This window comes from Janthinobacterium sp. SUN211 (genome assembly GCF_030587315.1).
Taxonomy (GTDB): domain Bacteria; phylum Pseudomonadota; class Gammaproteobacteria; order Burkholderiales; family Burkholderiaceae_D; genus Janthinobacterium; species Janthinobacterium kumbetense.
In genome coordinates this window covers 81,648-105,495 of the sequence record NZ_JAPWIC010000012.1, presented here as the reverse complement: position 1 = coordinate 105,495, position 23,848 = coordinate 81,648, and the positions used below count along the sequence as shown (strand labels likewise).

Genomic DNA, 23,848 nt, shown 5'->3' with positions numbered 1-23,848 from the left:
TTAATCATCAATGCAGGGTCGGCGCGGCGGAGCCGGCCGGTGCAGGGGTAATTGTTCCCGGCACAACAAAAGCGTCGAATACACGCTTCATGTCGAGCACGAAGGGATCGCTGGCGATGGTTGCTTCCGCTTGCAGCTGGCACGCCTCGCGGTGTGCCTGCGCTTCCGCGCTGGCCGTGTACCAGACGGCGCCCAGTTCCGTATCGACCGCGACCTTGCGGCCGAAGCGTTCGGTGAGCGCGGCCGCCAGTTTTTCCACGTTGGCGGGACTGCGCCACGTGTCGATGGGCACGCGCAGGCGGAACGTGGTGCTGTGGCCGTCGTGCAGGCATTCGATCAGCTCGGCCTGCACGGCCAGCTGCTGGGCCACGCCGCGCAAGGGCAGCACGGCGGCGACGGCCGGCCAGTTGCCGTCCCAGTCCAGGCCCGGCACGGGCGTGATCACATACGGCCCGCTGGGCGCGGCTTGCTTGGCGGCACGCTGCGGCATGACGACGGCCGGCTGCTCGCTGCTCGGCGCGGCGGGTGCCGACACGGCGGCGGACGCGCTGTCGTCGGAAAATTCGGTGACCCACGGCGGCAAGTCGTCATCCGGCTGCGCTGGCGGCGGCGCGGCAGGACGCGCCTGCTGCACAGGCGCCGCGGCGGCCGCCGGTGCTTCCATCACGGCAACTGGGGGCGCATCGTCCCACGGCGCAGGCGCTTTTGCGGCGGCGGGCGGCGGCGGTGGCGCGGCCTGGACGGGTGCGGCCGGGGCTGGCGCCGCGGAGACCGGCTCCGGTGCGGGTGCAGCCGGCTTGGGCGCCGACGATGGAGCCGACGGCGCGCTGCCGGGACGGCCTTTCGAGGCGGCGCGGGCCGCTTCCAGCGCCGCATTGATGGCGGCGCGGGCGGAGCTGATCGGGGCGCCCGATGCGGCCGGGGCGGCTGCGGCAGGAGCAGCCGCTGGTGGCGGCGCCGGGGCGGCGACAGGCGCCGGTGCCGGAGCAGCCGCGCGCGGCGGCGGCGCTTCGCTGCGCGCCATGCTGGCGGCAGCGGCGGCCACGACGGCGGGCGGGGTCACGGCGGCATGGCTGGCCACGCTGTTCGTGGCGGCGCGGGCTGCCGGGGCGGATGCGCCAGCGGCGGCGCGCGCGGCCGCGACGGCGGCGGGACGGTTACCCGGCGCGGCCGCTGGTGCGGCGGCCGGCACGCCATCGGCGCCGCCTATGCCGGGCCGAAAGGCCAGCATGCGCAGCAGGGTCATGGTAAAGCCCGCATATTCATCGGGCGCCAGGCCCAGTTCATTGCGGCCATGCACGGCGATCTGGTAAAACAGCTGCACTTCTTCCGCGTCAAATGCGCCAGCCAGGCGCACGATATCCGCGTATTCAGGCAGATCCTGCGGCAAGGCGGCCGGCACGGTTTGCGCCAGCGCAATGCGGTGCAATAAAGTGCCCAAATCCTGCAGGGCGCCGTTGTAGGACAGGCTGCGCGAGGCCATCTCGTCGGCCACGGCCAGCAAATCGGCACCATCCTGCTGCGCCAGCGCGTCGAGCAGGCGCACCAGGTACGACTGGTCGAGCGCGCCCAGCATGCCTTGCACGGCATCTAACGTGACTTCGCCGGCCGCATAGGCGATGGCCTGGTCCGTCAGCGACAGCGCGTCGCGCATGGAACCGTGGGCGCCCTGGGCCAGCAGGCGCAAGGCCGGCTGTTCGAAGGCGATGCCTTCCTGTCCCAGGATATTGTCCAGGTGGCTGATGATGTGGCCGGGCGGCATCTGCTTGAGATTGAACTGCAGGCAGCGCGACAGCACGGTCACGGGTATCTTTTGCGGGTCCGTCGTGGCCAGGATGAACTTGACGTGCTCGGGCGGCTCTTCCAGCGTCTTCAGCATGGAATTGAACGCGTGGTTCGTCAGCATGTGCACCTCATCGATCATATAGACCTTGAAGCGGGCATTGCTTGGCGCATACACGGCTTGTTCCAGCAGCTGCGCCATTTCATCGACGCCGCGGTTCGACGCCGCATCCATCTCTATATAGTCGACAAAGCGTCCCGCGTCGATCGCCGTGCACGCTTCGCACACGCCGCACGGCTGGGCCGTGATGCCGCCCGTGCCATCGGGGCCGATGCAATTGAGCGACTTGGCCAGGATGCGCGACAGGGTCGTCTTGCCGACGCCGCGCGTGCCCGTGAACAGGTAGGCGTGATGCAATCGGCCGCTGTGCAAGGCATGCGTGAGCGCGCGCACGACGTGCTCCTGGCCGACGAGCGTCTCGAAATTCTTGGGGCGGTATTTACGGGCGAGGACTTGATAGGACATGCTGAGATTTTACCATGCGATTTTGCGGGTGATCCTGCGCGGCGGGCGCAAGCCTCATGGCCGGGCCATTCAAAATGGCAAACGCGGCAAAGCAGCAATTGTATAACATGGCCAGCTGGAAATATGGAAAACACGGCAAGCCCGGCAATGCTGCGGGTCGGCAAGAAAATGGCGCCGTAAAAGCAAAAAAGCTGCCCATGGCAGCTTGATTGTCGATCCTGATAAAACATTCCCGAAGGAGGCGAGCCTGATCTGCGGCACTCATGGTTAATAGCCGTGGCTGCTTCGTTCCCGACCTGACCAGGTTAGCCATGCCACGATGCGCAGGGGCCCGCCGGGGACAATTATAACCGGTCTGCGGGGAATGGGGAAGTTGAGGCACAAACCGCCCTTCCCCGCAAGCAAGCGGCTGAGCGTATTACAAGCCCAGCTCTTGCCAGATGCCATCCACCTTCGCCTTCACTTCCGGCGTCATGGCGATCGTCGTGCCCCATTCGCGCGTCGTTTCGCCCGGCCATTTATTCGTCGCATCGATGCCCATCTTGCTGCCCAGGCCGCTGACCGGCGAGGCGAAGTCCAGGTAATCGATGGGCGTGTTGTCGACCAGGGTCGTGTCGCGGATGGGGTCGACCCGCGTCGTGATGGCCCAGATGACCTCTTTCCAGTCGCGGATATTCACGTCTTCATCGACCACCACGATGAACTTGGTATACATGAACTGGCGCAGGAAGCTCCACACGCCGAACATCACGCGCTTGGCGTGGCCCGCGTACTGTTTCTTGATCTGCACCACGGCCATGCGGTAGCTGCAGCCTTCGGGCGGCAGATAGAAGTCGGTGATTTCGCTGAACTGCTTTTGCAGCAGGGGCACGAACACTTCATTCAGGGCCAGGCCCAGCACGGCCGGCTCGTCCGGCGGTTTGCCTGTATACGTGGAGTGGTAGATCGGGTCGCGGCGCATGGTGATGCGGTCGATGGTAAACACGGGGAAACTGTCCTGCTCATTATAGTAGCCCGTGTGGTCGCCATACGGCCCTTCCAGCGCGTGCTCATAGCCGCTCGGATGATTTTCGTCCGGGTAGATATGGCCTTCGAGCACGATTTCGGCGGACGCCGGCACGCGCAGCTCGCTGCCGATGGCTTTCACCAGCTCCGTGCGGCTGCCGCGCAGCAAGCCGGCGAACTGGTATTCGGACAGGCTGTCCGGCACCGGCGTGACGGCCCCTAATATAGTAGCGGGATCGGCGCCCAGCGCGACGGCGATCGGATACGGCTTGCCCTTGCTCTGGATCGCGTGCTCGCGGAAGTCCAGCGCCCCGCCCCGGTGCGCCAGCCAGCGCATGATGACTTTATTACGCCCCAGCACTTGCTGGCGGTAAATGCCCAGGTTTTGCCGCTTCTTGTTGGGGCCCTTGGTGATCACCAGGCCCCACGTGATCAGGGGAGCGACGTCGCCGGGCCAGCAATGCTGGATCGGCAGGCGCGCCAGGTCCACGTCGTTGCCTTCCCAGACGATTTCCTGGCATTTCGCGCCGCGCAACTCCTTCGGCGACATGTCCCACACGGATTTCACCAGGGAACCGAGTCCCAGCAAGTCCTTGAAATCCTTCGGCGGTTCCGGCTCCTTCAGCCGCGCCAGCACATGGCCGATCTTGCGCAACTCGCTGACGTCTTCCGCGCCCATGCCCAGCGCCACGCGGCGCGTGGTGCCGAACAGATTGCCCAGCACCGGCATGTCGTATCCCGTCGGATTGTTGAACAGCAAGGCCGGTCCGCCTGCGCGCAAGGTGCGGTCGCAAACTTCCGTCATCTCCAAAATCGGTGAAATGGGGGTCGAAATGGGCTTAAGTTCACCCATTTGTTGCAGTTGAGAAATAAAATCTCGCAAATCTGAATATTTCATGTGTTTTTAATTTTTTTTGACGTCGGACGCCGTTGCTGAAGGATCTATGCCAAGTAATTGATTTTATTGGCTTTTGGCACAATGCAAGTCAAAAAGTAAGACATAAAAGTAATAAAGAAACGATTCGTTAGTATTGACTTGATATAAAACGGCTTCTACAATTCGCCCAACTTGAAAGAGCACGCCGGCCCAGAGCTTGATTTTAGCGTTTCTCTTTCATTCACGGAGTCGGGGCTCCACATGACATTTTAAGGAGTGTTTTCAAAAGGCGTCTGCCTTACCCCCGGTAAAAGTTGTATTGCGACTGATCCAATACCAAAAACGGGACCGATCAGCTCAAGCAAGCAATGACGGCGTTTCTCGCACGCATCCATACGCGGCGGAAACGATGATATTTCTGATGCACGGCATTGGCAGTACCCACAACACCGCGAGACCGCGGAGGGACTGCCTGTTGACGCGACATTTCGGGGAACTCTATGACTCATCGTAGCACTGAAGCAGCATTGCCTGCTTCAACCGTGGCTGGCCAGCCAGCGTTGGCGCGTTTGCGCGCCCGCGCACAGGCCATTTCGGCACGTGGCGTTTTGACCACGGCACAACACACACTGACAGTCTTCGGCATTTCCGCCCTGGCACTGATCGCCCTGCTGATGTTCCGCCCTGACCTGGGCAAGCAACTGACGCACAGCCTGTTCCCGCTGCCGATGGCAGAGGCGCAAGCCGTTGAAGCACCGGCCCTGTCCGCACTGATGGAAGCGCCTGCTTCCGTGCAGACGGCCGCCGCCAGCGATACCCCGCTGACCAAGGAAGAAAAAGCCTTGCTGGGCACGCAAAAGCAGCAGCAATGGGTTACCAACTGGCTCTCCAAGCGCTACCGCGTGGCCAACGACGCGACCAATATGCTCGTCTCGACGGCGTACCTGACGGCCCGTGAAATCAAGCTGGACCCGCTGCTGATCCTTGCCGTGATGGCCATCGAATCGGGCTTGAACCCGTTCGCGGAAAGCCCAGTCGGCGCGCAAGGCTTGATGCAAGTCATGTCGAAAGTGCACCATGAGCGCTTCCAGGAAATGGGCGGCGTGCAAGCAGCGCTGAACCCGGTCGCCAACATCCGCGTCGGTTCGCTGATCCTGAAGGATTACGTCACGCGTGGCGGTTCCGTCGAAGCGGGCCTCAAAACCTATGTGGGCGCCGCCAACTTCGCCACCGACTCGGGCTACGGCTCGCGCGTGCTGGCCGAATACCGCCGCCTGAAACAAGTGTCGGCCGGCCAGCGCGTGCCGACGACGACACCGGTGATGGCATCGAACACACCAGCGCCAGCCAAGGCGCCGGCAGCGGAAAGCGGCATCACCATCAAAGTACTGCCCCACAACGAGATCGCCGGCCTGTGACCCTTTAAAAGCCCTCACAGGGGCATCCAAAAAGCAGCACCCAGTAAAAAAGCCACCGCACGCAAGTGCCGGTGGCTTTTTTATTGCCCTGCGGCACTGGCCGCAGGAACTGCTCTGTATATTACTTGCGCTTGTTGGCGTTGACTTCTTCCTCGCGGAATTTCACTGCCAATTTATCCAGCACGCCGTTCACATACTTGTGGCCATCGATACCGCCAAACGACTTGGCCAGCTCGACCGCTTCATTGATGACGACGCGGTACGGGATTTCCATGTTGTTCTTCAGCTCGAAAGCGCCGATCAGCAGGATGCCGTGTTCGATGGGCGACAGTTCCGCGATATTGCGGTCGATCAAGGGTGCCATGCTTTCGCGCAGCGCCAGCGAATCCTTGATGGCGCCGTACAGCAACACCGTGAAATGATCGCCATCGGCCTTGTCGAAACCATGCGCGGCGCGAATATTGTTCACGACGGTAGTCGCGTCTTCATTGTTCAGCAGCCACTGGTACAAGCCCTGCAGCGCAAACTCGCGCGCGCGGTGACGCGGCGTGCGGTTTTTGCTGGGATTGGCGAGCAAATTTTTCTCAGTCATGATTGTTACCTGTTCTTAAGTACGTGTTCACTACAAATTCCGGCGAGACACCGCAGTGCGCTTTTAGGCAGCGCAGCCGCGGCTCAAGCGTGCGTGAGAAGGATGTCAGGGCAAGGCGCGAGGCCGAAGACAGTACGAAAGTACGGCGAGGCCTTGCAACGCAGCCATGGCATTCTTATCACACGCGCTTAGTCTTCGTCGGTGTCCTGCAACTCTTCCAGCGCTTGCGCCAGATTAGCCATTTCCACTGCCACGCGTGCCGCTTCTGCTCCCTTGACCAGCATGCGTACTTCCGCTTGCTCATCGTTTTCCGTCGTCAACACTGCGTTGGCGATGGGGATGCCGTAATCGAGACCGACGCGCGTGATGCCCGCGCCCGATTCGTTCGATACCAGCTCGAAGTGGTAGGTTTCACCGCGAATCACGGCGCCCAGTGCGATCAGGGCATCGAATTGCTCGGTTTCCGCCATTTTTTGCAGAATCAGTGGGATTTCCAGGGCGCCCGGCACGGTCACGTGCAGGATATCTTCATCGGCCACGCCCAGCTTGCTCAACTCTTCCAGGCATGCCGACAGCAAGCCACCACCGACGATTTCATTGAATCGTGCCTGGACGATACCGACGCGCAAACCTTCGCCGGCAAAATTAGTTTCGTATGCTCCTACGGTCATCATATGCCTCTTTAATCTGGTGGTTCAGGGCGACATGCACATGTCGCCATCGTTTACTCTACATCGACGCCTGACAAAATCGTAGCGAGCGGCAGCGAGTTTCGGTCGAGAAGCGCAACTGTACGAAGGTACAGTGAGCATCACAGGCCGCAAATCGCGACGCGCAGTAGATTTAGTCAGGCGTCCTGGCCTGGGTGGCACTGAAAACCTGTTACTTCCAGGTCGAAACCGACCATCGACGGCATCTTGCGTGGGCTGGCCAGCAATTGCATCTTGCTCACGCCCAGGTCGCGCAGGATTTGCGCGCCGATACCATAGCTGCGCAAGTCCATGCTGGCGGCGCGGCCTTTCGGCTTGGCTTGCGGCGTATCGAGCGCGGCGAACTGGGCAAACAGCTCGCCCGACGTCTCGCCGCAATTCAGCAAGACCATCACGCCCCGCTCGGCCTGCTTGATGGCGGCCATCGAGGCGGCCACCGTCCACGAGTGGGTAGTCGCTTCGCTTTCCAGCACGTCCAGCAAGGAAACGGGCTGGTGCACGCGCACCAGCGCTTCCAGGCCGGGCGCCAGGTCGCCATGCACGAGGGCCAAATGGGCCGATGCGCTCGGTTTGTCGCGGAAGGCGATCAGACGGAATTCGCCATGCGCCGTATGCAGGGTGCGCTCGGCAACACGCTCGACCAGGGACTCCGTCTGGCTGCGGTAATGGATCAGGTCGGCAATCGTACCGATTTTCAAGCCATGTTGCTCGGCAAACAACAGCAAGTCCGGCAAGCGCGCCATGGTGCCGTCGTCCTTCATGATTTCGCAAATCACGGACGCGGGCGTCAAGCCGGCCATGGCCGTCAGGTCGCAACCGGCTTCCGTATGGCCTGCGCGCATCAGCACGCCGCCTTTTTGCGCTTTCAGCGGGAAGATATGGCCAGGCTGGACGATATCGCTGGGCTGCGTGCCCTTGGCAACAGCCACCTGGATGGTCTTGGCGCGGTCGGCGGCGGAAATGCCCGTCGTCACGCCTTCGGCCGCTTCGATGGACACGGTAAAATTGGTGCCGTAGGCGGTGCCGTTGCGCGATGTCATCATCGACAGGTTCAGCTCGTCGCAACGCTCTTCCGTCAGGGTCAGGCAGACCAGGCCACGCGCATGCGTGATCATGAAATTGATGGCTTCAGGCGTCACGAAATCGGCGGCAAGCACCAGATCGCCTTCATTTTCCCGGTCTTCTTCATCGACCAGTATCACCATGCGGCCGGCGCGTAATTCAGCGACGATCTCTTCGGTGCTGGATATAGACATTGTTCATCCTCGTATGACGCCTGGCAAAACCTGCTGCGCGTCGGTTTTGCCAGGCGTTGTTAGTGAAACTAAAAACGAAACTAAAAACTGAAACCGAACTGAAACATCGAGTGCGAATCTTCCGCGAATTTCCGGGAATTTTCTTATAACCTGCTATTTTAAAGGATTTAGCGCTTGCAGACCTGAAATAAGACAGCTTTGCGGCACGGATGCCACCGCCTGCCCCGCAAAGCGCCAATTCCCTGATCCAGCGCACACGGCGGCGGCAAGACGCGCGCCGCCGGCCTTGCAAAGAGCATAAGATCAACCCGTCACCGCCACGGCGCTGACGCCCCATTCGCAGCGACACCCCACACAGGAGCGGCACTATGAAAACCAACGGATCGGCCATCTGGTCAGGCGGCATCAAGGATGGCAAGGGCGCCATCAGCACGCGCAGCGGCGCCTTGCAGGAATACCCCTATGGCTTTGCCAGCCGCTTCGAAGGCAAGCCGGGCACGAATCCCGAGGAACTGATCGGCGCCGCCCACGCGGGTTGCTTCACCATGGCCCTGTCGCTGATCCTTGGCGAAGCGGGCCTGACGGCGGAAAAGATGGAAACGACGGCCGAAGTGACCCTCGACAAGGTGGACGACGGCTTTGCCATCACGGCCGTCCATTTGATCCTGAAAGCAAAAATCCCCGGCGCCAGCCAGGCTCAATTCGAGGAATTGACGTCCAAGGCCAAGGCCGGCTGCCCCGTGTCGAAGCTGCTCAAAGCCAATATCACGCTGGACGCCACCCTGCTGCCCTAGATTTTCGTCACGGGCTTGACGGGCTCCACGGCAGCGACGGGCGCCACCAGCGGCAGGCGCGAGTCGCTGGCCGGCAAGGGCCGGTTCATCAAGCCGGGATTCAAGGCTGCATTGTTCAGGTTATACGCGGCGATGGCCGCCGCCACGGACGGGTCTTGCGACGACGGCGGCGGCACGGCCATGCCCGCGTTTTGCGCGGCCAGCTCTTGCGCCTGCGCATTTTGCTGGGCCAGCTGGGCTTGCGCCGTCGCCAGGCCCGCGTCGGCTTGCCCCTGCGCTGCGCGCGCCAGCGACTGCGCCCGGTCGGATGCCGCCTGGGCCGCCATCTGCGCGTCGCTGGCGGCCAGCTGGGCCCGCACGGCGTCGTCCGCGGCCGCTTGCGCCTGCTGCTGCAAACCCTGCTGCTGCACTTGCCCCTGGCGCAGCTCGTCCACGCGCGCAGCATCCTGCTGCTGCGCCTGCTGATCGGCATCCAGGCGCTGGGCATCGACGCGCAGGTTGTCCGTGCGCTGCGTCTGCAGCAAGTCCGCTGCATTGTCGGCCTGTTGCGCTGGCGGCTGGGGCCGCAGTTCCTGCAAGTCCAGGTTCAGTTCTTCCGCTTCCAGTTGCTGCTGCAGTTCCAGTTGCCGCTGCGCAATGGCGGCTGTCTGCGGCAGTGCCGCGTCGACGGGCTGCTGCGCGGCCTGCGACGCCTGTACGGCGCCGGACGGCAGTGTTTCTCCCGTCAAATCCGCTTCGACACCGGCCGCCAGCGGCGCGCCCTGCTGCCGGGCCAGCACGGCGCCCACTTGCGCCAGCACCTCCGTTCCCTGTTGCAAGGCGTCCAGAGTGGCATTGCTGTCGGCCGCATACGCGGCTTGCAATGTTGCCGCATCGACATCTTCATTGCGCAAGTCGATGCCGATGCGGGCCAGTTGTGCCTGCGTGAGCAAGCTGCCGTCCTGCGCCAGCGCCGTGGCCGCATCCGTCGTGCCGTCGCCCGACAATAAATCGTAGCGCTGCGCCAGGCTGCCCGGCGTGTCGCCGGCCGTGGCCAGCTGGCTGGCGTCGATGCCGCTCGTTTGCAACTGGGCGAACGATTCCGTCAGTTGCCGCGCCAGCGCCAGCAAGTCGTCATTGACATTCACGGGGGTATTGGCCGCCCTGGCCTCTTCCGTGGCGCCCTGCAAGGCCAGCAGTTGCCGGCGCGATAAGGCCACGCCGGACAGGAACTGGCCCAGCGGGGAGATGTCTACCTGCGTCGAGGAAAGTATTGCAAGGGCAGCCGCCGCGCCGGATGCCGGCACGGGCTGCGCCGGCGCCAGAGCTGCCGTTGCGCCCACGCGGGACGTGGCCGGGATGGTGTTGGGCACGGTTGCGCGCGAAATCGGGTCCATGGCTAGCCTCCACTGCGGAAAGCTTCATAGTATGCGCGTCTGCAAGAAAAGCAACACACGCCTGGCAAGGCGGCTGTGTTGCCCTGTTCAGTTCTTATATCAGGCGGCGGCCTTGTCCAGCGACAGCATGCGCTCGACATAGCGGGCGATCAGGTCGATTTCCAGGTTGACCTTGCCATCGACCGTCAAATGTTTCAGGGTCGTCATGGCGATCGTGTGCGGGATCAGGTTGATCGAGAAGCGGCAGCCGTTGACGGCGCCCGCGCCCAGGTCTTCCACGCGGTTGACGGTCAGCGACACGCCATTGACGACGACGGAACCCTTGAAGGCCAGGTATTTCGCCAGTTCGTGCGGCGCTTCGATCACCAGCTCCCACGATTCGCCCACGGCTTCGAACTTGCGCACGATGCCCAGGCCGTCGACGTGGCCGGACACCAGGTGGCCGCCCAGGCGCTCGGCCAGGGTCAGGGCTTTTTCCAGGTTCACTTCCGTGGTGGTATCGAGGCCCACGGTGCAATTGAGGCTTTCACGCGAGACATCGACGGCAAAACCCGTGTCCGACTTTTCCACCACCGTCATGCAGGCGCCATTGATGGCGATCGAATCGCCCAGGGCCACATCGGCCAGCGGCAAGCCGCCCGCGTGAATATTCAGGCGCACGCCTGCATCGAGGCCGCCGTCGAGCGGTTGCACGGTTTCAATTTTGCCGATGGCGGCAACAATTCCTGTAAACATGGAGCTAACCTTATAAAAAGTGTAAATCTATTAAGTACGCTGGGCGAATCTTGCAAGGATACGCACATCTTCGCCCACTTGCTGAACCTGGTGAAATTTCAAAGTGCGCTGCTGCTTGATATCCGTCAAGGCGGGCAAGGCAAACATGCCTTGCGCATCACCCAGCAAGGTGGGCGCCAGGTAGACCAGCAGCTCGTCGACGCAGCCTTCGCGGATCAGCGAACCGTTCAGTTTGGCGCCTGCCTCGACGTGGACTTCATTGATTTGCCGGCGTCCCAGTTCCAGCATCAGCGCGGCCAGGTCGACCTTGCCGGCCGCGTTCGGCAACAGGATGACTTCGGCACCCAGCGCCTGCAGTTGCGCCTGTTTCTCCGGGTTGGCGACGGCCGCCACGATCCACGTGCCGCCGCCCTGCAGGATGCGCGCGTCGAGGCTGATGTCGAGCCGGCTGTCGACGACGATGCGGCGCGGCTGGCGCGGCGTCTCGACGGCGCGCACGTTCAGTTGCGGGTCGTCCGCCTTGACCGTGCCGATGCCCGTCAGGATGGCGCAGGCGCGCGCGCGCCAGGCATGGCCGTCGGCGCGCGCCTCGGGACCCGTGATCCACTGGCTCTGGCCATTGTGCAAGGCCGTCATGCCGTCCAGGCTGGCCGCCGTTTTCAGGCGCACCCACGGCTTGCCGCGCTGCATGCGCGAAAAGAAGCCGATATTCATTTCATGCGCCTCGTCGGCCAGCACATCCGTGGTGACGGCGATGCCGGCCGCTTCCAGCTTGGCCAGCCCCTGCCCTGCCACCAGCGGATTCGGATCCGTCATGGCGGCCACGACGCGGCCCAGCCCCGCGCGCACGAGCGCATCGGAGCATGGCGGCGTGCGGCCATGGTGGTTGCACGGTTCCAGGGTGACATAGGCCGTGGCGCCGCGCACGTCGTTGCCGCGCGCCGCCGCATTGGCCAAGGCTTGCACCTCGGCATGATCCTGCCCGGCCGCCTGCGTCACGCCGGCGCCGATCACCTGGCCATCCTTGACGATCACGCAGCCGATGCGGGGATTGGGCGAGGTCGTGTACAAACCGCGCGCCGCCCATTCCAGCGCCAGGCGCATGCCATCGATATCGTTGAGTATTTCCACGGGCTTCTTTGATAGTGAGTGATAGGTGAGTCGGATTAGATGAGTCGGATTACGAACTGTCGGCCACGCCGCTGCAATTGGCCGCTTGCTGCTGCGGGTCGCACACGCGCACCCTGCCCAGCATATTGATTTTAATATGGCGCACCTGCTTTCCCAAAGCCAGGGACAAGGTCCCCCAGCGCGCCGCCAGACTATTGGTCGCGCTGCAACTGCGGCCTGCGCCATTGTAGGCGATATAAAACGGCACCGTGGCCGACGAAAACGCGAACTGGGCCGTGATGCCCTCCGGCAGCGGCCCCTGGCGGAACAGCAATTCGTCATCGCCATCGAACGCCAGGTTGGCATTGCGGTCGATGAATGCCAGCCAGCCCATGCGCCAATCCATGCCACCGGGTCCGGCCGGCATCAGCAGCACGCGCTGCCCCCGCGCCATCGCCTGCGCCCGCGTCAATTCGATGGCCGAGAACAAGTCCATGGCCGCCGCCCGCACCTGCTGGCGCGCCAGCACCTGCTGCAGACTGGGCATGGCGGCGGCCGCCAGCAGCGCGGCAATCGCCAGCACCGCCAGCAATTCGAGCAAGGTATGCCCCGCCCGGCGTGGCTGCTTGCGCGAACGGGCAAACCAGGGCCGGCCGCAGGAAGGCGAAAGGCGGCATGAGAGTAAATCCCCGCTGCCTCGTGCCCGCGCCAGCGCAACCATGACCTAGGGCCAGCAATGGCTGGCTGGGCCGCTGCTGCCGCGCTGGCCCGTGCTGTTCAGGGACAGGATGCCGCAATCGGTATCCTGGAATTGCGCATCGACCTTGGCCGTGCCCGGCATGGCCCGCAACAGCACGCATTGCCCGATAGTCGCGCCGGGACAGGCCAGCGCCTCGATTTCATACGCGCTGCCGGCAGCCGGTCCTTCGCCGGACCACCAGGGAAACTGCTGCGCCTGCGGCGCGGGCGACGCCGAGGAAAAGGCCAGATAGTGATTGTTTTGCGAATAATAGCGCTCCTGTTGCTGCATCAGGCGCAGCAGGGCCGCCTGCCCCTGCACCCGCTTGGCGCGCACGACATGGCCGTGATAAGCGGGCGCGGCCAGCGCCAGCAGCAGGCTCACGATCGCCAGCACGGCCAGCAGTTCGATCAGGCTGAAGCCCGGCGGGTTGGCAGCAGGAGCGCCTCCGTTTGCAGTGCACCAGTTCCGCCTTGCCAACGTCCCCATGCGATTTCCCCCTTTCCAAAAAGCGCCAGCCGATACGCTGCACCGGCCTTGCCCATGGCTATTTTTTCTTGGCCGCCTCGTGCAATTCGCGCCAGTTCGCCACTTCACGCCAGCTGAGGCGCCGGGCCGGCAGCGGTGCACTGGCGACCTTGAGCGCCGCCCCGCTGGCTGCGCCGGGCAAGCCCGGTTGCAGCACGGCCAGTTCCTTGCGCCCCTCGGCCCGCCCTGCCGCCGTCGGGGCGCCCACCGTGCTGTTCAGTTCGAGCGCCAGCGGCGGCGCGCGCGCCAGGCCATCGAACAAGCGCCCCGTCTGCGCGCCCGCCTGCACGACACCGGCACCATCGGCGGCAAAACCGCTCAGCACATCGAGCACGTACAGGCGCGTGGCGGGCTTGGCGCAAGGGTCGCGCCCCGGCAAGACGGTGTTGAACAACACCTTGCCGGCGGCCAGCACGGGACTGCTGACGCTGCGTTCGCCCGTTTGCCCGGTATTGAGGAAATCGAGATACCAGCCGCGCATGGCGTCGCTGCCCGTGTAGCGCAGCTCCGCGCCGTCGACGCGCACGCCGCCCGCCGCCTCGCCCAAGCTGCGCTGCTCCAGGTCGGCCCGGCTGCGCGTGGAAGATGACTCGCGCACATCGTCGTGCACGGCATAAAACGACTGCGACAGGAAGGCGGAAGGCCAGGTATCGGCCGCTTCGACCAGCTTTCCCGTGCCGAACAGCAGCACATAGCCGCCGCCGGGCGCGTAGGCCACGCTCAGTTGCTGCGTCACGGGCTGGCGCCGGCCCTGCGCATCGCGCGCGACAAAGACGAGCTTGCGTCCCTGTCCCTCCTTCCACGGCGGCCCGCCAGCCATGTCGAGGCGCCAGATATTGCCCTGCAAATCGCCCGCATACATGTACGCCAGCGCGCCGTCGCTGCCCGGCACCACGGCGGGCGGACCCAGCGCCTGGGGGATGGCGTCCTCATCCGCGTTCGCGCCCGCATCAGCGTCGTGGCCGCCGCCGCTGGCCACGGGCACCTTGAGGCGGAAGTAATTACTTCCCAACACCCATGGCATGCCGGGCGCCTTGTCCAGCGCCAGCAGGAAGATGGCGGCGGCCGACGCGGGCGCCGTCGTGTCCTTGCCATCGTTCACATGGTTGTTGTAGCCGCTGGCGACGATGGCAAAGTCGCGGTAGGCCGGCGCGCCCTCCTTGCCACCCATATTGATGCGGGCGAAGGCGGGCGGCGCGCGCACATTGCCCATCAGCCTGTCGTCGCGGTCCGTAAATTCCCACAGCGCCCCGTCTTGCGCGAAGCGGGCCGGGTCGGTGATATCGAGCGCAAACACGCCCTGCGCCCCGCCGCCCATGCCCGACACCAGCACCGTCTTCCAATGTCCCAGCGCCAGCACTTCCGCCGTGGCCGCCGCGCCGTCGAGCAGCGGACCGGAGCTGTAGTGAGTGCTCGCAGCGGCTGGCGCAAGGTGCAGCAGCGCTTGCGGCAGATAGGCAAACAATTCGCTGCCCGTGCGCGCATCGAAGGCATGCAGCAAGCCATCGCTGGCGCCCAGGTACAGCATTTTGCGCCGCTGCAGCAGCGCCTGGCGGTGCAAGCCATAGCCGGCGCCCGGCATGCCCAGCCCGGGCGCGCCCACGTACAGCAGATTGCCGTATGGCGCCGCGCCCAAGCTGCCTGGCCTGCGCCGCAGGAAGCCGCCTGGCTGGCCCACCTCGTGCGTGCGCTGGCCCAGCAGGTACGCCAGGCGCGCCTCGCCCCGGCCATCGCCACTGTCGAATGCGCCGCGCTGCACTGCGTCGAGGCGGTTCCAGGCCAGCGGCATCAGGCTGCCCTGGGCGTCGAGCGTGTAGACGGGACGCAAGGACGCGGGCGCGCCATCCGGCACGGGCTTATCCTGTCCGCCGGCAGTCCACCATGGCTTGCCGGGAAGCAATGCGCCATCGGCCCCCACGGCAAACGCGGTGCGAGACAAGGTCATGCCGCCATCGGCCAGGCGCAGCTGCGTCTGGAACCAGTATGCCTCTTCCGTGCCGCTGGCCAGCGCCATCAGGGCCGGTCCTGCGAGCGCCGCCGGCAAGGTGCCCTTATCGGCTGCTGCGAAGGCTGCGCGCAGTCCCGCGATCAGGGCGGCAGGATCGCTGCCGGGCAAGTAATGACCAGGCCAGCGGCCATCGAGGCTCCATTCATCCAGCGCGCCGCCCGTCGCGCTCTTGAAGGGGTTGGCATCGCCATTCGCATCGAGAAAACCGCCATATTTGGACGCCAGCAGCAAGGGGGTGGCAGCAGATTCGCCGGCCGGGTCGCCCTGGCGCAAGTCGCCCGCATAGTGCTCGACCTTTGCACCGCCGTCGTTCTTGCCGCCGGGACGCAGAGCCTGCACGTGCGACCAGTAGGCCAGGCCCGCCGCATGGTAGCTGGCGCCGCCCGCCCCGTCGGCCAGCAATTCCAGCGCCGCCAGCTCCGGCCGTGGCGCGGGATTGCCGGGCGTGCCACCGCTTTCCAGGCTGCCCACCGCATGCGTCCAGGCCATCGCATCGAACGGCGGCGGCGCAAAACCGTCCGGCGCGCGGGCGCGGTCGCCGGATGCGGCGGGAGTGACCGGGACATTGCCGGGCACGTAACGGTCGCCCGCCATGCCCGCATCGCCGAGGCTGACGACGATGTGCCGCTGGCAACTGGCCGTTTGCGGGTCGCTCCATTGGGTCACGACCGGCAAGCCGTCGTCGATAGCAGGCGGGGCCGTCACAGGCGGCACCGGGGCGCTCGCTTGTCGTCCCTGCAGGTAGCGCAGCGATTCGTACAGCAATTCGGCCAGCGGCGCCGCCCTGGCGTACGCGCCAGGATGCCCCGGATTGCCGCGGCCCAGGCCATTGATGTAAGCGGTCACCCCGCCGCCAAGGCCCGCGCCCTGGGTCGCAGCTTCGGCCACACACACGCCGGTGGCAGGATGCCACTCGGCGCCGGCATTGTCTTGCGGCAAATAGTCGGGCGCCGTCCAGCGCTGCCTGCCCACATGGGCCAGCGGCGCGCGCAGCACGCCGCCATACATGGGGCCAGCGCTGGCGGGCATGCCGTTCAAATGACCAAACACGCCCACGCGCACCCTGCCACCATGGCGCTGCACGGCGCCCACCGGCTTGTAGTTCTTGCCATACGCCAGACACAAGTCGTCGCGCAGCGGCCCCTCATTAGCATCGCACACGCGCACGCGCGCGAGGAACACCCCGTGCGTGGCAGCAAGGCCAGGCGCATCGCAAGTGCCGCCCGCAGACTGGCCAAGGCTGGCGTCGCCGAACAGCAGGCGGTTGCGGCAGGAAACGATGGCCAGTTGCGCCAGCGCAAATGGCGTCGCCGCCGCCACGCCAGCCTGCAGTACCTTGCGCGGGAAAAAGACGGGGTGGGCAAAAAAGTCGATGGGGCTGTCGGCGTCGGGCAGGTAGGCGCGCTGCAGCACCGTCTTGCGCACTTCGTCGATGACGCGGTCGCCACCCGTCAGCGCGTAGCGGACGAGGTCGAGCATGCTGGTGCTGGCCCAGTTGAGAAAGTTGCCGCTGAAACTGTCGCCGCCGCAACCGTGCAGCGCATCGGCCGGTTTCAGCACGGAGAAGTAAGCGGTCGCTACGCGCAAGTCCGGCAGCATGACGCCATCCTTGCTGCGATACGGATAGCTGTAGCACATGCGCGCATGAAAATACCCTACGTACTCGCGCTGCGGCGCATAGTCGCCGCCATGCGCGGCAGCGGCTGCCGCATGCGTGAAGGACAGGTTGAGCAACAGATTCGGCGGCACCCTGGCGCCGTGCAAGCCCGCGTCGGCCCGTGCCAGCGTCACCGGCGGGACGGCGGCGGCAAGGGCGCCGCCGCAACAGAGGCTAGCCAGACAGGCCAACAGCATCAGCCAGACGCAGCCGGCATGCCGCCGGGCAGACCGCAAAGCATGCCACAAAGTGGACGGCAAAGTGGGCGGCAAGATGAACCACGACGCCCTCATGGCCCCGCTCCCGCCGCCTGCTTGCGGTAATAGCTTTGCAGCACGACTTGCGTGCTTTCCTGCGCGCCAAAACCGATGGCCGTGATGCGGTACACATAGCTTTCCGTGGCCAGACCGCCGGCCGCTGCCGTGGCCTGCGCGCCGGGCGGGTGAAATGGCAGCAGTTCGATCAGGTAGCGGGGCCGGCGCGACGGCAGGAAGCCCTGCCCCGTCTGCATGACGGCGCCCGTAAACTGGCCATACGGCACGGTGCGGCTGCTGCCTTCGGCGCCATCGAGGTCCGTACTCAACCAGAGCGCCGGCGCCTCCGGGGCCGCGGGCAGGCACAGGCCCAGTGCGCCGCCCTCGCCGCAGCCGTCCGCGAACCCGGCCGCACTGCCTGGCGCGAAGAGGCTGCTGCGTCCCGGCGCGCCGGGCAAGCCTTCGATATCGTTCTGCGCATCCACCAGTGCCTCCTCCGCCGCCTGAAACGCGATCTGCCGGTCGCGCTCGCCGCGCGCCGCCTTTTCTCCCTGCAAGGCCATCTGCGCCGCCGATATGCCCAGCAACAAGATGATCACCAGCAGGCACAGCACATACACGAGGGTGGCGCCGCCGCATCGCGCACAAGGTGGGCGCCAAGGCACGCGACAGCGGACGCCCGCGCCAGCCATCGCGCCGCCCGCCTAGGCCGGCCCGTTGCGCAGCATGATGCTCGTCTGCACCAGTTGCCGCAGCCGCGAACGCGTCGCGGCAGGCAAGGACGCGCGCGCGATGCGCACGCCCGTGTCGCCGGCGCCATGCGCCTCGGCATACGCCTTGCCGAACAGGTCGAACTGCGCCGGCCCCAGTTCCGCCATCTTGTCGGCCGGTCCCGCCTCGCCATGCAGCAACAGCGCCACGCGCACGCTGGCCACGCGTTTCCAGTGCGTGCGCCGTTGAAAATCGCGCTGGCGCGCGGCCGCGTCCGCCCCCTCCAGCAGCAGCGCCGCATCGTAGGCGTCGAGCGCGCTGGCGTTGACATAGCGGTTCGCCACGCCGTCAGGCGGCGTATCCGTGTCGAGGCCATACAGCACCTGGAAAGCATCGACGCCACGGATGACGGCGTCCGCGCCCCAGCCGTTCGTGCCGCGGTATTTGCAGCGCAGCTCGCCTTCGCCATCGGCGCCCTGCGCCACGTAGAAAACGCTCCAACCCCGCTGCGCCTCCGTTTGCGCCGCGCCCACGCCGAAGCCGGCGCAATTGAGGACGGAACCGTCACCGCCCTCTTCCTTGCCGGCGCCGTAATAGCGCAGGGCCAGCACGTCGCTGCCATGCAGGGCGCCGGGCAGCGCGCCGCTGATGCCGTCGCTGTTCTTGCCCAGGCTGTGCGCGTCGAGACCGGCGATATTCGCGCTGTCGTAATCGGCATGGGCGACGGGCGCGGCGCTGCTATCCCAATTCACATACGCCGTCTGGCGCACGGCGCGGGCGATGGCATCGAGCGCATAGCGGGCGTTGTCATCCAGGCGCGCGCTGGCGGACTGGTCGCCATAGCTGCCGCTGGCCGCCAGCAGCACGCTACTGGCGGCCAGCATCAACAGCGCACCGAGCGACAGGGCCACCAGCAATTCGATCAGGCTCATGCCACGATGCCCGCCGTTCATGCGCCGCCCCCGCCCAGCTGGAATGCCAGCCTGGGCAGCGACTCGCCTGCCGCATTCACGGCGGGCGAGCCATCGGGCAGGCGGCCGCGCCAGCCCAGCTTGATGACGATGGGCGCCCCCTTGCCGCCGCTGCACGCCCACTGCAAGCCCTGGGCGGCGGCATCCCACGCGGCAAGGTCGCGGCAGATGCGCAGGCGCGCGCCGGGCAAGGCCGCGTGCAGCCCTTGCTTCCATTCGGCGATGTCGAATTGCGCCAGCTCGGCCGCGCTGCAGGCGGCAGCGCCAAGACAGTCCGGCGCGCCGCCGCCAGCTTCGGCGCCGTCCGCCGCCGCATATGCCACGTTCAGGTAGGGATTGCCCGCATCGGGGCCATTCATGAGCACGTTGTTCGCGCGCATGCGCTCGGCCATGCCGGCGGCCAGTTGCACGCCCGCCGACAACAGCGCCGACTCGTGGCGCGCGCGCACGGCGTTCAATTGCAGGATGCTGGCGCCCAGCAGGCCCAGCGCCAACAGCAGCAGCGACACCAGCACTTCGACAAGGCTGCTGCCACCCGCAGGAAACATAGTGCGACCGCCCTTGCGCATACGCTACTCCCTTCCGCAGAAAGAGCCGCAGGAACAGGCGGCCCAGCTACAAGATAGGCGCGCGCAAAAACCCGCGTCTGCGCTAGCGCAAACAGGACGATGATAAGTCGAGAAGAACGGCGTTGGGATTGATCAGACCGCTTGCCAGGCAAGCGCCGGCATGGTGAACACGGGGCGCAGGAGCGGCCCCGCTGCCGGCAAAGTGAATGTCCGGGTGAGCGTCAGGGCTTGCGCGCCTGGCCCACTTCGGCGATCGCGTCCTGGAACTCGGCCAGGTCTTCGAAATTCTTGTAGACGGAGGCAAAGCGGATGTAGGCGATCTTGTCCAGGCGCTTGAGTTCCTGCATGACGAGTTCGCCGATATAGCCGGATTCGACTTCACGCAAGCCGCTGGTAAGCAGCTTCTCTTGGATGGACGCGATGGCCGTATCCACAGAGGCGGCCGCGACGGGACGCTTACGCAAGGCCAGCATCAAACTGCCGCGCAACTTATCCGCAGCGAACTCCGTCCGGCTGCCATTCTTTTTGACGACGGCCGGCATGATAAGTTCAATGCGTTCGTACGTGGTAAAACGCTTGTCGCATTTGCCGCAGCGGCGGCGGCGCCGAATGGCATCCCCTTCCTCCGATACGCGCGTATCGAGAACCTGGGTGTCGCCGTGCTGGCAAAATGGACATTTCATGGGCTGGCTACAACTTTATAGTAATAATTACGGGAAATCGCCGCCCTTGTACAAAGGGCGCCCGAATCACTCCGGGCGCCCTTGGGCACGACTGGAATGTGTCATACAGAATCTTACTCCGTATGACACATTCTGGACAAATAATTATGCTGCGTACACTGGGTGCGCGTCGGCCAGCACTTTCACGGCCGCTTTCACGCGCTCGATGGTGGCGGCGTCATGCGGATTGTCCAGCACGTCGGCGATCAGGTTGCCCACCTCTTCCGCTTGCGCTTCCTTGAAACCGCGCGTCGTCATCGCCGGGCTGCCCAGGCGGATGCCCGAGGTGACGAACGGTTTTTGCGGGTCGTTCGGGATGCCGTTCTTGTTGCAGGTGATGTGCGCGGAACCGAGGATGGCTTCGGCTTCCTTGCCCGTCAGGTTCTTGGCGCGCAGGTCGACCAGCATGACGTGCGATTCGGTGCCGCCGGACACGATGCGCAGGCCGCGCTTGATCAGGGTTTTCGCCAGCACGTCGGCGTTCTTGATCACTTGCTTCTGGTATTCGACGAATTCAGGGCTCAGCGCTTCCTTGAAGGCGACGGCCTTGCCGGCGATCACGTGCATCAGCGGGCCGCCCTGGATACCAGGGAAGATGGCCGAGTTGATGGCTTTTTCGTGTTCGGCCTTCATCAGGATGATGCCGCCGCGCGGGCCGCGCAACGATTTGTGCGTGGTCGAGGTGACGAAGTCGGCGAACGGCACCGGGTTCGGGTACAGGCCGGCGGCGATCAAGCCGGCGTAGTGGGCCATGTCGACCATGAAGTAGGCGCCCACTTCCTTGGCGATCTTGCTGAAGCGTTCGAAGTCGATCTTTTTCGAGAATGCCGACGCGCCGGCGATGATCAGCTTTGGCTTGCGTTCGCGGGCCAGGCGTTCCATTGCCTCGTAGTCGATGTCTTCTTCCGCCGTCAAGCCGTAGGAAACGACGTCAAACCATTTGCCGGACATGTTCAGCGGCATGCCGTGGGTCAGGTGACCGCCTTCGGCCAGCGACATACCCATGATCAGGTCGCCTGGTTTCAACATGGCGAAGAACACGCCCTGGTTCGCCTGCGAGCCGGAATTCGGCTGCACGTTTGCGCATTCGGCGCCAAACAGCTGTTTCACGCGGTCGATGGCCAGTTGCTCGGCCACGTCGACGTATTCGCAGCCGCCGTAGTAGCGCTTGCCTGGATAGCCTTCGGCGTACTTGTTCGTCAGCTGCGAGCCTTGCGCTTCCATTACGGCTGGCGACGTGTAGTTTTCCGACGCGATCAGTTCGATGTGGTCGTGCTGGCGCGTGTTCTCTTTTTGAATGACGGCGAACAATTCAGGATCGACGTTGGCGAGGTTGTGATCTTTTGCAAACATGTAAAAACTCCAAGTATGAGGGTGCTTGTACTGGCAGGTTGGATCGAATGAGGGGAGCCGGCGTTAAGTGAATAACAACATTGGACAGGCAGCCTCTTCGTGCTTTTCCATAGTGGCTACCCAGGCGAACGGCTGATGAAAAATCTCACGTTTCCCGGTGGGTGCCCACCTTTCGCCGGTTTGCCGACCGCCATTCATGGAGATCGCCCGACTTTTCGCCAGTCACGTGAGACGTAATGGAAGTCAAATTGTAAGTTAAGTACCCAAATTGAGCAAGGAATGCAACCGTGCGGCTATAATCGCCGCGCGCTATCGCAGCCCGGGCGCGGCCACAGGCCGCCCCGGGGATGGCCGCCGCTTTTAAGCTGGGCTTAAACCTGGCCATGGCATGTAAGCGTATGTTACGAAGCTTGCCATTGCACACGCCGGATTTACAATGCTGCGGTGCAACTTATATGCAGCTTTTGCATGGCTTTCCAGCAAGCGCCCACAGTCACAAGAAGAAAAATCGCGTAAAATGTTGCTCAATCTCACTACTGGCGCAATAAACATGCCTTCAGTCTTTACCTGGAACGTACGTGTCTACTATGAAGACACCGACGCCGGCGGCATCGTCTATTACGCTAACTACCTGAAATTCTTCGAGCGCGCGCGCACCGAATGGCTGCGTGCCATCGACGTGGGCCAGCAGGCATTGCTGGAACAGCATGACGCGATGTTCGTTGTCAAAAGCGTCAACGCCGACTATCATGCGCCAGCCAGGCTCGATGACACGGTAAGATTAACCTTAAGCATAGAAAAAATGGGGCGTGCCTCCATCGTTTTCCTGCAACAAGCCTGGTGCGGCGACCGCCTGCTCAACACGGCCCGCGTCAAGATCGGCTGCGTCGATTCGGCACTGCGCCCGCGCGCCGTGCCTGATGCAGTCGCGGCCCGCATGCGCGCCGCCTGAGCCCTACCCGCCACCTCCGGACAATTCACCCAACAGACTGCCAGCCAATGAACGTTACACAAGATCTTTCTTTCCTCGCGCTCATCTCCAATGCCCATTTGATCGTGCAACTGATCATGGCCCTGCTGCTGCTGATTTCCCTGACCAGCTGGACCTACATTTTCCGCAAGATGTTTGCCGTGCGCCAGGCGCGCAAGCAAACCATCGAATTCGAACGCAGCTTCTGGGCCGGCGGCAACCTGCATGCGCTGCACCAGAACGCCAGCGGCAACCGCGACCAGAGCGGCGCGCTGGCCCGCATCTTCGACGCCGGCATGGGCGAATTCATCAAGGGCAAGGCTTCCTACGGTTCGCGTGAAGCGCTGGACGTCGGCGCCGTGCTCGACGGCGCACGCCGCGCCATGCGCGCCGCTTTCCAGCGCGAAATGGACGTGCTCGAATCGCACCTGGCCTTCCTCGCTTCCGTCGGCTCCGTCTCGCCGTACATCGGCCTGCTCGGTACCGTCTGGGGCATCATGAACGCCTTCCGCGGCCTGGCCAACGTGCAGCAAGCCACCCTGGCCGCCGTCGCGCCCGGCATTGCCGAAGCGCTGATCGCCACCGCCATCGGCCTGTTCGCAGCCATTCCCGCCGTCGTCGCCTACAACCGTTTTTCGCATGACATCGACCGCCTGGCGATCCGCTTCGAGAGCTTCGTCGAGGAATTCTCCAACATCCTGCAGCGCCAGTCGCGCTAAGAGGGAGCAAGTTTCATGGGTTCCTCCTTTAATAGTGGCGGCATGCGCGGTGGCCGTGGCCGCAAGTTCAAGTCCGAGATCAACGTCGTGCCGTATATCGACGTGATGCTGGTGCTGCTGATCATTTTCATGGTGATGCCGTCGTCGAACAATCCCAGCGTGGTGAACTTGCCCAACGCGGAAAAGTCGGCGAAACCGCCCGATGACTATATTCAGATCGTGCTGAAACCGAATGGTTCGCTGTCGATCGGCGTCATCGGCAAGGAACAGCTGTCGCCGGAAACGGAACCGAACCGCGACGCCCTGCTGCGCAAGCTGCGCGGTTTGCACGAAAGCAATCCCGACTATCCCGTGATGATCGCGGGCGACAAGGAAAGCAAGTACGACGATGTGATCCAGCTCATTTCGGAAGCGAAAAAGATGGGCATTACCCGCGTCGGCCTGGCCACCAAGTAAGCGCAGCACC

General features: G+C 64.3%; 22 protein-coding genes, 1 other RNA gene and 1 riboswitch. Of the genes, 6 read left to right on the top strand and 17 right to left on the bottom strand.

Annotated features, from left to right (window positions below; all coding sequences use genetic code 11):
• Positions 1 to 7: 7 nt before the first annotated feature.
• Positions 8 to 2,308 carry a DNA polymerase III subunit gamma/tau gene (dnaX, locus tag O3301_RS28125; RefSeq protein ID WP_305058096.1) on the bottom strand — a complete coding sequence of 767 codons (2,301 nt, stop codon included), beginning with the start codon at positions 2,306 to 2,308 and terminating at the stop codon, positions 8 to 10.
• A gap of 56 nt (positions 2,309 to 2,364) precedes the next feature.
• Here dnaX and O3301_RS28120 point away from each other — a divergent pair, with 56 nt between their 5' ends.
• Positions 2,365 to 2,517 carry a hypothetical protein gene (locus O3301_RS28120; RefSeq protein WP_161789605.1) on the top strand — a complete coding sequence of 51 codons (153 nt, stop codon included), beginning with the start codon at positions 2,365 to 2,367 and terminating at the stop codon, positions 2,515 to 2,517.
• Positions 2,518 to 2,545: 28 nt separating this feature from the next.
• On the opposite strand, the gene ffs is transcribed toward O3301_RS28120, so the two are convergent.
• Both ffs and ubiD read right to left on the bottom strand, forming a co-directional pair.
• Positions 2,546 to 2,644: signal recognition particle sRNA small type (ffs, locus tag O3301_RS28115), an RNA gene on the bottom strand.
• Positions 2,645 to 2,726: 82 nt separating this feature from the next.
• Positions 2,727 to 4,211: a 4-hydroxy-3-polyprenylbenzoate decarboxylase gene (ubiD, locus tag O3301_RS28110; protein ID WP_071650179.1), complete on the bottom strand. Its 1,485-nt coding sequence runs from the start codon at positions 4,209 to 4,211 to the stop codon at positions 2,727 to 2,729.
• Between the two features lie 479 nt (positions 4,212 to 4,690).
• Here ubiD and O3301_RS28105 point away from each other — a divergent pair, with 479 nt between their 5' ends.
• Complete coding sequence (locus O3301_RS28105; protein WP_180278601.1) at positions 4,691 to 5,608, top strand: lytic transglycosylase domain-containing protein; 918 nt, start codon at positions 4,691 to 4,693, stop codon at positions 5,606 to 5,608.
• 121 nt (positions 5,609 to 5,729) lie between these two features.
• Here the strand turns inward: O3301_RS28105 and nusB are convergent, their stop codons facing one another.
• The 3 genes from nusB to ribBA all read right to left on the bottom strand — a co-directional run bounded on the left by nusB (position 5,730) and on the right by ribBA (position 8,166).
• Complete coding sequence (gene nusB / locus O3301_RS28100; protein ID WP_034759129.1) at positions 5,730 to 6,200, bottom strand: transcription antitermination factor NusB; 471 nt, start codon at positions 6,198 to 6,200, stop codon at positions 5,730 to 5,732.
• A 188-nt stretch (positions 6,201 to 6,388) separates the two neighbouring features.
• Positions 6,389 to 6,871, bottom strand: a complete 483-nt coding sequence (gene ribH / locus O3301_RS28095; RefSeq protein WP_034759563.1) for a 6,7-dimethyl-8-ribityllumazine synthase — start codon at positions 6,869 to 6,871, stop codon at positions 6,389 to 6,391.
• A gap of 176 nt (positions 6,872 to 7,047) precedes the next feature.
• Entirely contained in the window at positions 7,048 to 8,166 is a 1,119-nt protein-coding gene (gene ribBA, locus O3301_RS28090; RefSeq protein ID WP_289918956.1) for a bifunctional 3,4-dihydroxy-2-butanone-4-phosphate synthase/GTP cyclohydrolase II, read from the bottom strand.
• A 368-nt stretch (positions 8,167 to 8,534) separates the two neighbouring features.
• Between ribBA and O3301_RS28085 the strand changes: the two genes are divergently transcribed.
• The gene (locus O3301_RS28085) at positions 8,535 to 8,960 is read left to right on the top strand and encodes an OsmC family protein (RefSeq protein WP_305058095.1); all 426 of its coding nucleotides are present in this window, start codon (positions 8,535 to 8,537) and stop codon (positions 8,958 to 8,960) included.
• Here O3301_RS28085 and O3301_RS28080 read toward each other — a convergent pair.
• From O3301_RS28080 to glyA, 11 genes are all read right to left on the bottom strand, one after another.
• Positions 8,957 to 10,336: a hypothetical protein gene (locus tag O3301_RS28080; RefSeq protein ID WP_305058094.1), complete on the bottom strand. Its 1,380-nt coding sequence runs from the start codon at positions 10,334 to 10,336 to the stop codon at positions 8,957 to 8,959. The two genes, O3301_RS28085 and O3301_RS28080, sit on opposite strands and share 4 nt — an antisense overlap.
• A gap of 99 nt (positions 10,337 to 10,435) precedes the next feature.
• Positions 10,436 to 11,071 carry a riboflavin synthase gene (locus tag O3301_RS28075; RefSeq protein WP_034786589.1) on the bottom strand — a complete coding sequence of 212 codons (636 nt, stop codon included), beginning with the start codon at positions 11,069 to 11,071 and terminating at the stop codon, positions 10,436 to 10,438.
• Between the two features lie 30 nt (positions 11,072 to 11,101).
• On the bottom strand, positions 11,102 to 12,175 hold the full coding sequence (gene ribD, locus O3301_RS28070; protein WP_369812253.1) for a bifunctional diaminohydroxyphosphoribosylaminopyrimidine deaminase/5-amino-6-(5-phosphoribosylamino)uracil reductase RibD: 1,074 nt from the start codon (positions 12,173 to 12,175) through the stop codon (positions 11,102 to 11,104).
• Positions 12,176 to 12,251: 76 nt separating this feature from the next.
• Complete coding sequence (locus tag O3301_RS28065) at positions 12,252 to 12,902, bottom strand: GspH/FimT family protein (protein WP_369812250.1); 651 nt, start codon at positions 12,900 to 12,902, stop codon at positions 12,252 to 12,254.
• Positions 12,903 to 12,905: 3 nt separating this feature from the next.
• Positions 12,906 to 13,409, bottom strand: a complete 504-nt coding sequence (locus tag O3301_RS28060; RefSeq protein ID WP_305058092.1) for a type IV pilin protein — start codon at positions 13,407 to 13,409, stop codon at positions 12,906 to 12,908.
• 58 nt (positions 13,410 to 13,467) lie between these two features.
• Complete coding sequence (locus O3301_RS28055) at positions 13,468 to 17,247, bottom strand: PilC/PilY family type IV pilus protein (RefSeq protein WP_305058091.1); 3,780 nt, start codon at positions 17,245 to 17,247, stop codon at positions 13,468 to 13,470.
• 155 nt (positions 17,248 to 17,402) lie between these two features.
• Complete coding sequence (locus O3301_RS28050; RefSeq protein WP_305058090.1) at positions 17,403 to 18,032, bottom strand: PilX N-terminal domain-containing pilus assembly protein; 630 nt, start codon at positions 18,030 to 18,032, stop codon at positions 17,403 to 17,405.
• 39 nt (positions 18,033 to 18,071) lie between these two features.
• A complete protein-coding gene (locus O3301_RS28045) occupies positions 18,072 to 19,031 on the bottom strand; it encodes a PilW family protein (RefSeq protein WP_305058089.1) in 960 nt (319 codons plus the stop codon).
• A complete protein-coding gene (gene pilV / locus O3301_RS28040; protein ID WP_305058088.1) occupies positions 19,028 to 19,597 on the bottom strand; it encodes a type IV pilus modification protein PilV in 570 nt (189 codons plus the stop codon). Before pilV ends, O3301_RS28045 begins: the two co-directional genes overlap by 4 nt.
• Positions 19,598 to 19,839: 242 nt before the next feature.
• Positions 19,840 to 20,301, bottom strand: a complete 462-nt coding sequence (nrdR, locus tag O3301_RS28035; protein ID WP_077401309.1) for a transcriptional regulator NrdR — start codon at positions 20,299 to 20,301, stop codon at positions 19,840 to 19,842.
• Positions 20,302 to 20,445: 144 nt separating this feature from the next.
• The gene (gene glyA, locus O3301_RS28030; protein ID WP_034786580.1) at positions 20,446 to 21,693 is read right to left on the bottom strand and encodes a serine hydroxymethyltransferase; all 1,248 of its coding nucleotides are present in this window, start codon (positions 21,691 to 21,693) and stop codon (positions 20,446 to 20,448) included.
• Between the two features lie 111 nt (positions 21,694 to 21,804).
• Positions 21,805 to 21,929, bottom strand: a riboswitch (ZMP/ZTP riboswitch).
• Positions 21,930 to 22,243: 314 nt separating this feature from the next.
• Between glyA and ybgC the strand changes: the two genes are divergently transcribed.
• Genes ybgC through O3301_RS28015 form a run of 3 tightly spaced genes read left to right on the top strand, consistent with a single transcriptional unit; the run spans position 22,244 to position 23,838 of the window.
• Complete coding sequence (ybgC, locus tag O3301_RS28025; protein WP_099387060.1) at positions 22,244 to 22,645, top strand: tol-pal system-associated acyl-CoA thioesterase; 402 nt, start codon at positions 22,244 to 22,246, stop codon at positions 22,643 to 22,645.
• A 47-nt stretch (positions 22,646 to 22,692) separates the two neighbouring features.
• The gene (gene tolQ / locus O3301_RS28020; RefSeq protein ID WP_034759183.1) at positions 22,693 to 23,382 is read left to right on the top strand and encodes a protein TolQ; all 690 of its coding nucleotides are present in this window, start codon (positions 22,693 to 22,695) and stop codon (positions 23,380 to 23,382) included.
• Between the two features lie 15 nt (positions 23,383 to 23,397).
• The gene (locus O3301_RS28015) at positions 23,398 to 23,838 is read left to right on the top strand and encodes an ExbD/TolR family protein (RefSeq protein WP_223278896.1); all 441 of its coding nucleotides are present in this window, start codon (positions 23,398 to 23,400) and stop codon (positions 23,836 to 23,838) included.
• The last annotated feature ends 10 nt before the right edge of the window (positions 23,839 to 23,848 follow it).